This window comes from Bacteroides reticulotermitis JCM 10512 (assembly GCF_000517545.1).
In the GTDB taxonomy this organism is placed as follows: Bacteria; Bacteroidota; Bacteroidia; order Bacteroidales; family Bacteroidaceae; genus Bacteroides; species Bacteroides reticulotermitis.
This window is the reverse complement of sequence record NZ_BAIV01000014.1, coordinates 58,680-70,689: the sequence shown is the minus strand read 5'-3', so window position 1 is coordinate 70,689 and position 12,010 is coordinate 58,680. Positions and strand designations below refer to the sequence as shown.

9 protein-coding genes, 2 pseudogenes and 1 riboswitch are annotated in these 12,010 nt (G+C 44.3%); of the genes and pseudogenes, 9 read left to right on the top strand and 2 right to left on the bottom strand.

Annotation, left to right across the window (positions count from 1 at the left end; translation table 11 throughout):
- The first annotated feature begins 424 nt into the window (after window positions 1-424).
- From JCM10512_RS09950 to JCM10512_RS09925, 7 genes and pseudogenes are all read left to right on the top strand, one after another.
- Window positions 425-1,360 carry a CsgG/HfaB family protein gene (locus JCM10512_RS09950; RefSeq protein WP_044162638.1) on the top strand — a complete coding sequence of 312 codons (936 nt, stop codon included), beginning with the start codon at window positions 425-427 and terminating at the stop codon, window positions 1,358-1,360.
- 10 nt (window positions 1,361-1,370) lie between these two features.
- Window positions 1,371-1,709, top strand: coding sequence for a hypothetical protein (locus JCM10512_RS09945; RefSeq protein ID WP_044162635.1), 339 nt, complete (start codon window positions 1,371-1,373; stop codon window positions 1,707-1,709).
- On the top strand, window positions 1,706-2,053 hold the full coding sequence (locus JCM10512_RS09940) for a DUF4810 domain-containing protein (RefSeq protein ID WP_221240148.1): 348 nt from the start codon (window positions 1,706-1,708) through the stop codon (window positions 2,051-2,053). The genes JCM10512_RS09945 and JCM10512_RS09940 overlap by 4 nt, the downstream gene beginning before the upstream one ends.
- Window positions 2,050-2,724, top strand: coding sequence for a GNA1162 family protein (locus JCM10512_RS09935; RefSeq protein ID WP_044162632.1), 675 nt, complete (start codon window positions 2,050-2,052; stop codon window positions 2,722-2,724). Before JCM10512_RS09940 ends, JCM10512_RS09935 begins: the two co-directional genes overlap by 4 nt.
- A 386-nt stretch (window positions 2,725-3,110) precedes the next feature.
- Window positions 3,111-4,884, top strand: a pseudogene (metE, locus tag JCM10512_RS09930) (5-methyltetrahydropteroyltriglutamate--homocysteine S-methyltransferase).
- A pseudogene (locus JCM10512_RS24570) lies at window positions 4,832-5,406 on the top strand (hypothetical protein). Before metE ends, JCM10512_RS24570 begins: the two co-directional pseudogenes overlap by 53 nt.
- Window positions 5,407-5,628: 222 nt before the next feature.
- On the top strand, window positions 5,629-6,066 hold the full coding sequence (locus JCM10512_RS09925; protein ID WP_148298353.1) for a hypothetical protein: 438 nt from the start codon (window positions 5,629-5,631) through the stop codon (window positions 6,064-6,066).
- 81 nt (window positions 6,067-6,147) lie between these two features.
- Here the strand turns inward: JCM10512_RS09925 and JCM10512_RS09920 are convergent, their stop codons facing one another.
- The gene (locus JCM10512_RS09920; RefSeq protein ID WP_044162628.1) at window positions 6,148-7,197 is read right to left on the bottom strand and encodes a ribonucleotide-diphosphate reductase subunit beta; all 1,050 of its coding nucleotides are present in this window, start codon (window positions 7,195-7,197) and stop codon (window positions 6,148-6,150) included.
- Window positions 7,198-7,220: 23 nt separating this feature from the next.
- Window positions 7,221-9,740 (bottom strand): ribonucleoside-diphosphate reductase subunit alpha, encoded by a 2,520-nt coding sequence (locus JCM10512_RS09915; RefSeq protein WP_044162626.1) that lies wholly within the window; start codon window positions 9,738-9,740, stop codon window positions 7,221-7,223.
- 60 nt (window positions 9,741-9,800) lie between these two features.
- Window positions 9,801-10,010, bottom strand: a riboswitch (cobalamin riboswitch).
- A gap of 221 nt (window positions 10,011-10,231) precedes the next feature.
- Between JCM10512_RS09915 and JCM10512_RS09910 the strand changes: the two genes are divergently transcribed.
- Both JCM10512_RS09910 and JCM10512_RS09905 read left to right on the top strand, forming a co-directional pair.
- The gene (locus tag JCM10512_RS09910; protein ID WP_044162624.1) at window positions 10,232-10,774 is read left to right on the top strand and encodes an RNA polymerase sigma-70 factor; all 543 of its coding nucleotides are present in this window, start codon (window positions 10,232-10,234) and stop codon (window positions 10,772-10,774) included.
- A gap of 48 nt (window positions 10,775-10,822) precedes the next feature.
- Window positions 10,823-11,941, top strand: coding sequence for a FecR family protein (locus JCM10512_RS09905; RefSeq protein ID WP_052517171.1), 1,119 nt, complete (start codon window positions 10,823-10,825; stop codon window positions 11,939-11,941).
- Window positions 11,942-12,010: the final 69 nt, after the last annotated feature.

Here is a 12,010-nt window from a genome sequence, read left to right as displayed (position 1 = left end):
GTTGTTTATTTGATCGAGAAATGTAGCGGTTACCTAGTAAAAGCTATGGGGTGCTTGATGTATGTTGTGGGCCGGGCAGTAGGAATCGCATTCGTTTGTTTCGCATGGATTACGTACTAGGTGTAGTTGCCCATTTCTAAGAAATCATCGTTTATAATAAATGATGCGGCTGATTTGTAGAGAATCAGTCGCATTTTATTTTGCTCCGAGGCGGGAGCTGCGTGGAGGGCTGAAATGCTTTTGTCTGTGGAAATCATAGAATAGAGGTGGTAAATAAAAAAGATGCTTTTGCACGCTATTTTTCGATTCATTTAGCTTGTTTTTGAATGGAAATATATATATTTGCGCTATGCTATATATCTCTTAGTACGAGGGTAGTGGCACTATTTTGTGGGTAGAAAAGTAAAACTAATACAACTGTATAATGAAAACAAAACTTGTAATGGTTATGTGTGCGTTTTTTATATGCCACATGACTTATGCACAACGAAAAGTCGAAGTAGTGGAGCCTGTGCAAAGCAATATCTCTGCTTCTAATGAGAAGGTGATAAAGCGTAAAGTTGCCATCGGCCGATTTTCTAATGAGACACAGTACGCAAAGGGGATCTTTTATGATAAAGAGAATGATCCGATGGGAAAACAAGCCTTAGACATCTTGTCGGCTAAGCTTGCTGCATCCGGTAAATTCCTGCTGCTGGAGCGAAGCGATTTAGCTACTTTGCTGGAAGAAGCTAAGAAAGGGGATAATAGCCTGGCTACGGTTGGCGCAGATTACATGATTATTGGCTCTATCACAGAATTCGGTAGAAAGAATACGGGTAAGTCCGGTGTCTTTAGTACCACGAAAACCCAAACGGTGGAAGCGGCGGTTGTGATTCGTTTGGTAGATGTATCCACCGGATTGATTATTTACTCGGACGAAGCTAAAGGTACAGCCGATCTTACAACTAAAACAACGATGGGAGTAGGGGGAAGAGCCGATTATGATGCTACACTGAGCGATAAGGCGATATCGGAAGCCATCGGGCAACTGGTGGAGAACATTATTAATAAATGTACCGATAAACCTTGGAGAACCTATTTCTTATCGTACGATAATGAAGCTGTTTTGATTGGCGGTGGAGCTAGTCAGGGTGTTGATGTTGGCGCTACCTTTAATATTAAGACCAAAGGCAAGAGCGTGAAGAATCCGCAGACGGGCTTGATGATCGAGCTTCCCGGCAAAACGATTGGAACTGTTAAGGTGATTTCTACAGGTGGCGATACGCCCGAAACGGAATATTCCTTTGTTGAAGTGTCTCCCAGCACGACAATCGACACTGAGAAGCTGGGTGAATATTTTATAGAAGAAATGAAATAAGAAAATACTTATGAAAACAAAATTATTACTCATGGTAGGGCTTGTATTGCTGTTGTGCGGATGCAGGGCCCATTATCCCGTTGCTCAGGAAACAGGGAAAGAAGATATGGCTTATCTGCTCTTCGTAAGCCCTAATGTATACGCAAACCAGTATGTTACGGTGACGTTGGACGATCAAACCAAGTTTGAAGCTAAAGTTGTGAAAGCGAAGAAATCCAATCGGCGCGGAACATCGTATGCCATATCTACCGGCAGAAAAAAGATAAATGTGGAGTCCGGCGGGAAAATCATTTATCAGAAAGAGATCTTTGTATCAACACAAGAAACTAAAATTATAACATTGCCATGATCAAGAAAATATTGTTCGCAGGAGTTTGTGTGTTTCTTCTGGCTTCCTGTAGCACTACCAAGCCTTTGTACTCGTGGTACAATTATGAGGATGTTACCTATCAGTATAGTAAGAAAACAACGGAAGAGTTGCAGGTCAAGGTATTAGAGCAATACCAGAAAATAACCACGAGACAGAAAGACCTACGCAAAGTTGTACCTCCCGGCATGTATGCCGAATATGGCTTTTTGCTCTATAAAACAGGGAAAAAGGAAGAAGGACTCTCTTTCTTGAAACAGGAAGTCAAACTGTACCCCGAGTCGGAAAAATACATTTCAAGAATTATTAAACAACTCGAACAATGAAAAATACGATAATCATCGCACTTGTAGCAGTTCTTTTCTCGTCATGTGCACAAGAAATATCGAGAGGGAAGCAATATCCCAAATTGTATGAAGAGAAGCCTGTTTCTATCGCCATTATGCCACCTATAAATCAGACCGATTTTGTGGAAGCGAAGGACTTCTTCTATACAACGTTGTATATGCCGCTTTGCGAAAAGGGTTACTATGTGTTCTCCCCTTATCTGACGATGGAGATGTTTCAATCGGAAAGTGCATACGACAGCGAGATGTTTCTTGAAAAGGATCTGAGTGCTTTCAGAAATGTGCTTGGAGCTGATGCGGCTATGTTTACGATTATAAAATCGTGGAAGCGGAGCAACATCGGTGGAGTATTGACCGTTGGGATTGAATACATTTTGCGATCTACAACTACTGGCGAAACTCTTTATCAACGGGAAGGGCTGATATCTGTTGATACAAGCGTAAGTTCAAGTGGTGGTGGCCTTTTGGGTTCTTTAGTCGATTTAGCGGTAACAGCACTCAACACGGCGTTGACGGATAAAGTAGTAGCGGGCAGAAAATGCACGGCCTTTGTTCTGAGTGATATGCCGGTTGGCAAATACAGTCCGGCTTTTGGAACGGATGAACAGGCTCCTGCTGGGAAGAGCTACATCAAAGCAACAGTGAAATAAACAGTTTGTTGCTCTTAAATAACTGTCGGTGCAGGTGTGCGAAGGCAGCAAATAGCGCATAGGGGCTTTTACAGTCCCGCCATCTGAATCAGTAATTCTATAGTCAATACTCAATAATTCGTTGCGAGTTAGTTGAGATGGGCTGTAGAATTACTGTTTTTCTTTTCTGTTTCGGTTCGTTTTTACGATTCGCTTCTTGTTGATCTTGTCTTTACCCTCCTCAAAGCCAGATAATTATTCTGTTTCCCGTTGTTTTGACTAAGTAATCTTGGTTGATATTCTGCTAAATTTCAGTATAAAGAATATAATTCTAAATTTAAAATATTTATAGGATATAATTCCTTTATATTTTATTTTTGCAGAAATATTTAACTAATAAAACAAGTATGTATACAAACATTTTAGGCTATCCGAGAATCGGAAAATTGCGAGAACTGAAAAAGGCGTGTGAGGCATATTGGAGGTAAAATATCGAAAGAGATACTCCTTTGCCAAGGTAAACTGATTCGGGAAGAGAATTGGAAGATGCAGGAGACGAGTGGCATCGACCTCATTCCCTCCAATGACTTCTCCTTCTACGACCATGTGCTGGATATGACTCTGACGGTGGGTGCGATACCTGCAAGATATGATTCGTTGCGAAACGATAAACTAGAGCTTTACTTTGCCATGGCAAGGGGGATTCAGAAGGGAGATAAAGATGTGATAGCTATGGAAATGACGAAATGGTTTGATACCAACTACCACTATATTGTGCCTGAATTTGTGAAAGATCAAGAGTTCTCGCTATTCGATACGAAGGCAGTTGACGAATATAAGGAAGCCCGGAAACTAGGCGTGCAAACAAAGCCCGTGCTGATCGGTCCTATTTCGTACCTTCTATTGGGTAAGGAGAAGGGAGGAGGCTTTCACCGCATCGATCTGATTGAACGGCTGTTGCCTGTATATGCTCAACTCTTGAAGCTGTTGGAAGATGAGGGAGCCGAGTGGATACAGATAGACGAACCTTTCTTGGCATTGGATTTGGATGAGCAAACGCGGGAACTCTATAGAAAGGTATATGCTCAGATTCGGGAATATACAAAATCGAAGCTACTATTGACTACCTATTTTGATGGGCTGAAAGATAATACGCAGATCGCTTTAGCGTTGCCGGTAGATGCTTTGCACCTCGATCTGGTACGTTGTCCCGAACAGTTGGATGCGGTGCTGGCGGAATTTCCGGCAGACAAAACGCTCTCTTTGGGCATTGTCGACGGACGGAATATTTGGAAAAATGATCTAGAGCAATCACTTAGCGTTGTCCGTAAAGCTGTGAAGGCGTTGGGAACCGACCGCGTGCTTATCGCCTCCTCTTCGTCTTTGCTTCATGTACCTTATGATCTGGAAGTGGAAACCCGGGAAGAAGTTCTTTCGGCAGAGATCAAACGATGGCTGGCTTTCGCACGTCAAAAACTGCAAGAGGTAGCTGCCTTGAAAGATCTTTCGGCAGACCATCCTTCGGAACAGGCACAACGCGTATTGGCAGCGAACAAACAAGATCTTGCGGCTAAAAAGGCTTCGAAACTGATTCACCATGCGGAGGTAGCCCGGAGAGTGGCAACTGTGCAAGAGCAGGATGCGAAACGTAAATCTGTCTTTAAAGAACGGCAGCGCGTGCAGCGGGATAGTCTGGGTCTGCCATCTTTCCCGACTACGACAATCGGATCTTTTCCGCAAACCAAAGAGGTGCGTCTGTGGCGTTCTGAAATGAAGAAAGGAAACCTTTCAGCGGATGAATACAACAACCTGCTCAAAGAAGAGACTCGGAGATGCATCGACTGGCAAGAAGAGGTAGGACTGGACGTTTTAGTTCACGGAGAGTTCGAGCGCAACGACATGGTGGAATACTTCGGTGAGCTGCTAGATGGATTCACCTTTACACAAAATGGCTGGGTGCAGAGTTATGGTTCGCGATGTGTGAAACCGCCTGTTATCTACGGGGATGTATCTCGTCCGCTTCCGATGACGGTGGACTGGAGTGTCTTTGCGCAGTCGTTGACTCCGAAGCCTGTAAAAGGTATGCTTACCGGACCGGTTACCATTTTGCAGTGGTCGTTTGTTCGAAATGATCAGCCCGTTCGGCGACTTGTCTGCAAATCGCTTGGCCATTCGCGATGAGGTGTGTGACTTGGAGAAGGCGGGCATCAAGATTATTCAGATAGACGAACCTGCTATTCGCGAAGGGCTACCACTGCGTCGTGGGAGTTGGAACGAGTATCTGCAATGGGCGGTAGATTGTTTCCGCATTTCAGCCGGCGGTGTACGCAACGAGACTCAGATACATACCCACATGTGTTACTCTGAGTTCAATGACATCATGGAGCATATTGCCCGCATGGATGCCGATGTTATAACAATCGAATGCTCACGTTCGCAAATGGAACTGCTCGATGTATTTCACGACTTTGAATACCCCAATGAAATAGGACCGGGGGTATACGATATCCATTCGGCCGTGTGCCCGATAAGGAGGAAATGTTGGTGTTGCTCAGAAAGGCGGCAGGCATAATCCATCCGGACTTATTATGGGTGAATCCGGACTGTGGACTGAAAACCCGTAACTGGAATGAAACAAAAGAGGCTTTGATCGAGATGATCCGGGCTGCCGAAGAAATCCGCAAAGAATATAGTGGCTTCTGAGTAGTTAGGTGAGGCAATACCTGTCATCCGGTATTTTTTTTAGAAAAATACTATGGAACAGGTATTGTGCATTATTTGCATTTTAATTACTTTTGCAAGAAGAATAGAAGCTTACAAGGTCAGAGGGGGATCTGACTGATTTTGTTTGTTTTAGATCTGTACAAAACAGGGCAATGAAATAGTGATTTGTACTATCCGAATGAGATAACAATAGATCTGATAATGAAAAAAAACAAAAAGATGTGGGGGTTAATTGCGGTGTTTCTAGTTGGTATTGGACTGTTATACACTTTCCAATCGTGTTCTCATAAAGAGATTTATATCAAGAGCAAATTGTTGAAAAACTGTCAAAATGATAGGCTGGCTATCGACAATCTGGATATTGGACACGTATGGGATAGCATTCTGATAATAAAACCTTATGATGATGTAGACAATTATCATATTCAGTTGGAAGAATCGGATAAACAAGCCATCAATACATACGCTGACTTTGACTCTACTTGCACACTTGTTTTTTTATTCAAAGGGAAGTTGGTCGCTTATACTACGATTCCCCGAACGGAAGTTGTTGACTTTGTAACCATAAAGAAAACACAGTATGCTCGGACTGAAACCTTCGAGATTATTGATAAAAAGGCCTATGATTTGAATAGCTAGTCGCGTGGGGCGATGGTAATAAATAGATCCGCACAGCTGTCTTGAAACCAAGCAAGCTATGCGGATTGTTGTTAATAGGGGTTATAAGTCGTCTTCCAGAGCCGTACTCTTAGCGTAGGCGGTGCTCTTAGCTTCGAAGAAGTCAGTCTTTACCAAGTTGGCATTGGAGTATTGCGAAACCCAATGCATGCTTTCGGGTTCCTTGCGATTGTCCTCATACAGCGGGCCATAACCCAGGCTGCTCCAACGAAGATTCCCCAGAAAGTGGATATAGTCCGAAATCATTTGGCGGTTGAGTCCCTGAATCTGATCTCCTATCACGTATTGTCCCCAGGCTACTTCTTGCCGCACGCCTTCACGCATCATCTCTTCGTATATGCTTACTTTATCGGGTGTGAAGAGTTCGGGTTCTTCCTTTTTCAACTCCAGAATGATGTTGCGGAACAACCAGAGATGCGTGTTCTCATCCCGGTTGATGTAGCGAATTTCCTGAGCGGAACCGGACATTTTGCCGTGACGACTCAGGTTGTAGAAGAACATAAAACCGCTATAAAAATAGATTCCTTCGAGGATGTAATTGGCGATCAACGTCTTTACGAGCGAAAAACGATCGCGGTGTTCCTGAAACTCATTGTAACAATCACCTATGAATGTATTACGCTTCAGCAGGTGCTCGTCTGTTTTCCACTGATACAGGATATCGTTGCGCTCTTCCGGACTGCAAATACTATCGAGCATGTAACTGTAACTCTGGCTGTGCACACATTCCTGAAAAGCCTGAATGTGCAGACATAGATTGACTTCGTTCGCGGTGATATACTCGCTGATTGTAGGCAGGTTGCTGCTCTGCAAGGAGTCGAGGAAAACAAGGAAGCTCAGAATCTTGTCGTATGCCGTGCGCTCTGCCTGTTCCAGATGCGGATAATCTTTGGTGTCTTGAGAAAGATTGATTTCCTCGGGTATCCAAAAGTTATTCATTGCCTGACGGTACCAGTCGCTTACCCATTTATAACGCATGTTATTGAAATCGTTCAGGTTGGTGGTGTTGCCGCCAATCATTCGACGAAGGCGTGTTTCTGTATCTCCTTCCGGATTGAACAGGGCGTTCTTCTTTAATTTTTTTGTTTCCATTTTATCTCTATTCTTTTTTATATTTAAGATGCACAACTTTCACACTCTTCTACTTCCAGCGATTTGCTGCGGACGTAATAGACCGTTTTTACGCCACATTCCCAGGCCAGCAGATACAAGTCCAATACTTGGCGCATGGAGAATTCGTTGGTGACATAAAGGTTCAGGCTCTGTGATTGGTCGATATGTATCTGACGGATGCCGGCAGCTCGTATGCTCCATTTCTGGTCGAGCATATAGGCTTCTTTGTATAGCCAGAATGTTTTGTCCGACAAGGCGGGAGCTACACGTGGCAACATGGCTCCTTTCTTTTCTTCGAGGAAGTAGCGCTTCATGACGGGGTCGATACCGGCGGTAGTACCGGCGATAATTCCGGTGCTGCTGGTAGGTGCGATGGCTAGCAGATAGGCGTTTCGCATACCATTGTTCGAAACTTTAGCAGCCAGCTCGTTCCACTTGGGAGATGTATAGCCACGTTTGGAGAAGTAAGTACCAGTTTGCCAATCGCTTCCTTCAAAATAATCATAGCGTCCTTTCTCTCTCGCCAATTCGGCACTGGCTTCGATAGCCGCGTAATTGATGCGCTCGAATACTTTATCGACAAACTGGAGGTGTTCCTCGCTTTCCCAACGGATACCCCGAATGGCTAGTGCATGGTGATAACCGCTAACGCCCAATCCGATGCTGCGGAAATGTTGGTTGGTGATGCGGGCGTAAGGGATCGGATAGAAGTTTAAGTCGATCACGTTGTCTAAAGCACGTACCACAGTCGCTACTTTTTCTTTCATCTGCTGCTCGTCTTCCAGCGGTAGATGTCCGAGTGACAAGCTAGCCAGGTTGCAAACGACGAAATCGCCCGGACGAACGGTCTTTACCACTACCGTATCATTATCTTCCGTGCGGATTTCGGTGGAGATGGTTTCGATAGGCGACATATTCTGGGCTATTTCCGTGCAAAGGTTTGAACAGTAAATGATGCCTTGGTGTGAGTTCGGGTTGCAACGATTCACAGTATCGCGGTTGAACGTGAAGGGAGTACCTGTTTCCACGGCTGAGCGCAATACCAGTCTGACTATATCTTTAATCTTGATGCTGCGTTTGGATAGTCGGCTGTCGTTCACGCAATCCTGATATTTGCGTTCCCATTCCTCACCGTAACAATCTTCGAGGCAATACCCTTTGACGGTCATAATCTCATTCGGGCAGAACAAATACCACGGCTGGTCGAGATTCTCTTTGGCCATCTTCCAGAAAAGATCGGGGTAGCAGATCGAAGGAAATATATCGTGTGCCTTCATCCGGTCGTCTCCGTTATTGGTTCGCAGCTGAAGGAACTCCGGCAGGTCTTTGTGCCACACATCCAGATATACGGCTGCGGCTCCTTGACGCATACCCAATTGGTCGACAGCCACGGCTGTGTCGTTCACCAGCTTCATCCAACGGATTACTCCGCCTGCCACACCTTTGAAACCTCGTATGGCTCCACCTGAAGCGCGGACTTTGCCAAAATACATGCCCATGCCTCCACCGAATTTGCTCACCATGGCGAAGTTGTCGATGCTGCGGTAGATTCCTTCCAAGCTATCGGGCACGGTGTCGATAAAGCAACTCGAAAGTTGGTGATGCGGTTTGCGTGCGTTGGATAGCGTAGGAGTGGCCATGGTAACTTCCAATTGACTCAGTAGATCGTAGAACTTCTTTACCCAGAGCAAGCGGTCGTTCTTTTCGAGCATACCCAAGTGCAAGGCTATGCCTAAATACATTTCCTGCACGGACTCGGCGGGCTCGTGAGCGTGCGTACGGATTATATACCGCTTAACCAGCAAGTCCAGTCCGGAGTAATTGAATAGTTTGTCTCTTTCGGGACGGATAAATTCGGCGGCTTCTTCTATCTCCTCTCGTGAATACGAGTTGAGTATGTAACTCCCGTATAATCCTTCATTCGTAAGGTAGGACAGCTTATCATAAAACGAACGGATGCCTGCTGACTCAGCCTGCTTTTCCAATCTTTCGGTTAATTGGAAGTTGAGCAAACGGGCGGCTATAAATTCCCAATCGGGCGCTTCTTGCGTGGTTAGTTCTACAGCGGCTTTGATCAGAGCGATCAGTCTTTCGGACTTCTTCATATCCGGTTTGCAGAACCCTAAGAACTTTTCGGAAAGGATGGTGAGGCTGTATTCATTGCCTGTGAAGTCATGTTGAACCTCTTTTAGGATGTCCGCAATCGTTTCATTATCAAGTTGGTTTGCGATACTGACGAGAGCCTTACGGCGTTCTGTGCGTTGCCAGCGATACAGGATGTAGTTTTTGGCTTCTGTATAAAAGCCATGTTCCATCAGGCACTGTTCTACTTTATCCTGAATTTGTTCCACCTTGCGATTGGTCACATCCGAAGAAACGTGACTTTCGACTTCTTCCACAATGCTGCTGATGGTAGCATACGTCACTTCCTGCCCGGTACTGGCAAAGCTCTTTTGTATGGCCACAACGATCTTGTCCCTGTTGTAGGGCTCTATCATGCCATTTCTCTTGGTAATTTCCATGAGTTAGTTTTTAATGAAATTGTATTTTCTTTCGTACTGTCCCTCTATTCCACGAGCGGAAACAGCCTTTGATAAGCGGCAGGTCTTCTGACTGACTCCTATTTATCCGATGCCTTCCCGGTCTTTTATGCAAGGTACCCAGTGGCAATAGCTATTATCGGAACTTTAAGCGGAGCTTCACAGCAGCGGGACTGTTCGGGATTTACACCCGATTCCCTTTTAATCCGAATGACAGAATAGACATCCGGAACCGTTCTGTGGCAAAGATAAACTAAATGTGGAATTAATACAATCTTGTAGGTAGTTAAAAAAGAAAAAGCTCAAATTTATTTTCTATTGTCATGCGAACGAACTGCTTTTCGGTCGATGGAGATAATAATCCGAAAGTAAGCATTCGGAAGGGAAATATGAAAAAAAGTAGTTAGATGAGGCACAAATCTTATGAAAATCCCTATTTTTGTCACAGATGTAGGATCACATAGGACCACTTTATGCGTATAACTGAAAAAAACGAAACAACAACAGATAGGGGCCAGGAAGAAATATTTGAACGACTATTTAAAGAAAACTACACCCGCCTGTACTACTATGCTTTGGGTTTCATTCCCGACCCCGAAACTTGCAAGGATATTGTGAGCGAATCGTTCCGGCTCCTTTGGGAACGCTTTGATTCCATCAAACAAGAAACCGTACTCTCGTATATGTTCACCCATGTACACAACCTGTGCATTGATCATATGCGCCATCAGGAGGTGAAGAATTCGTATGCCGCTTCTTACCTGAAAATAACGTCGGAGATGAGTTCGAACGACTGGAATGAAGAGGAAGAGAAAATGGATCGCATCCTGAAAATCATCGACACGCTTCCACCGCAAACACGATTCGTTTTGGAACAATGTTACCTGGATAAGAAAAAATATAAAGAAGTTGCTGAAGTCATGGGACTGACAGAAAGTGGGGTTCGAAAGCATATCATGAAAGGATTGAGTGCGATACGAGATGATTTTTCTGTTAAATATAAAAAAAAGCAGTAGATAAAAGTAGAGCCACTACGTATATATTAATGAAGACACCTGAAAAATATGAATAAGGAAGATGTAATACCACAAAATATGGAGCCGGATAATAATATGGAACAAGATGCTCGCTTGCTGTTTACCTGTGAGCAGGCCATGCTTCGCAAGAAATACCCGCAACCTTCCGTTGACACTGAGTGGGGAAAGTTCCGAAAAGAGACAATTGCTTCGGAAATAGAGAAGCCTGCTGTAGCTGTTCAAAAGAAGAAGAGCCATAAGACACGTTATTTTGTACTGGGAAGCCTTTCCGGTATTGCCGCTACGTTGCTATTGGTCATTGGTTTCCAGTGGCAGGCGGACAAAGCCAATCAACCTATTATGATCTTTACAGCAGAAGCAACCACCCCACAGGTAACGCTCGGCACGGATTTGCAACCGCAGGGCGTGGCTATTGCCGAAATCAAAAAGGAAGCTGCTCAGAATATTATCATCAAACCGCATGAAGTCGATTTCAGACAGGTGGCTACCTCTCCTAAATATATTCCCACGCAGGTTATCACGACTCCGCGGGGTAAAGATTATCAGGTTATACTGAATGACGGTACGGAAGTGCTACTGAATGCGGAGAGTAAATTGACTTTTCCAAGGAAGTTCACCGGAAGCCGGAGAGTCGTTAAACTGGAAGGGGAGGCCTATTTTAAAATTGCTAAGAACGAGCAGATGCCTTTCATTGTGGAAACCGAGCGAACGAGCACACGTGCTCTGGGAACGGAGTTTAATGTAAAGGCTTATAAGAATACCGAGTCGCACGTCACACTGATCAATGGGTCCGTAGTGGTGAATATGCCCGAGATTAATAAGGAGGTGACACTTGTTCCCGGTCAGGAAGTTGTTGTAGATCAGGAAGTTTTTAAGGTGAAAGATGTAGACGTCAACTACTATGTGCAGTGGAAAGATGGCTATTTTTATTTTGACAACGTTCCCTTGGTCGAAGTTCTATGCGATTTGGGCAGATGGTATAATGTGAACATCGAAATCGAAAAACCTTCTTTAATGAGCTATCGGCTGCATTTCATTGCCGACCGGAAAGCCGCAATAGATGAAGTGGTCGAAAACTTAAATAGCTTCAGCTATCTTTCTGCTATCAAAACGGGCAATAAGATTACTATTGGCTTAAAAAAGTAAATCTTCAGGGACTAAAAATATAGCTTATCCGTATTATCATTGAATTAAGTTTCTAATCAAACATTTAAT

Excerpts from the sequence above, each read along its gene's own strand:
- JCM10512_RS09940 (WP_221240148.1), top strand. The coding sequence starts at position 1,706 with ATGATCAAGAAAATATTGTTCGCAGGAGTTTGTGTGTTTCTTCTGGCT.
- JCM10512_RS09920 (WP_044162628.1), bottom strand. The coding sequence starts at position 7,197 with ATGGAAACAAAAAAATTAAAGAAGAACGCCCTGTTCAATCCGGAAGGA.
- JCM10512_RS09945 (WP_044162635.1), top strand. The coding sequence starts at position 1,371 with ATGAAAACAAAATTATTACTCATGGTAGGGCTTGTATTGCTGTTGTGC.
- JCM10512_RS09915 (WP_044162626.1), bottom strand. The coding sequence starts at position 9,740 with ATGGAAATTACCAAGAGAAATGGCATGATAGAGCCCTACAACAGGGAC.
- JCM10512_RS09910 (WP_044162624.1), top strand. The coding sequence starts at position 10,232 with ATGCGTATAACTGAAAAAAACGAAACAACAACAGATAGGGGCCAGGAA.
- JCM10512_RS09905 (WP_052517171.1), top strand. The coding sequence starts at position 10,823 with ATGAATAAGGAAGATGTAATACCACAAAATATGGAGCCGGATAATAAT.
- JCM10512_RS09925 (WP_148298353.1), top strand. The coding sequence starts at position 5,629 with ATGAAAAAAAACAAAAAGATGTGGGGGTTAATTGCGGTGTTTCTAGTT.
- JCM10512_RS09935 (WP_044162632.1), top strand. The coding sequence starts at position 2,050 with ATGAAAAATACGATAATCATCGCACTTGTAGCAGTTCTTTTCTCGTCA.
- JCM10512_RS09950 (WP_044162638.1), top strand. The coding sequence starts at position 425 with ATGAAAACAAAACTTGTAATGGTTATGTGTGCGTTTTTTATATGCCAC.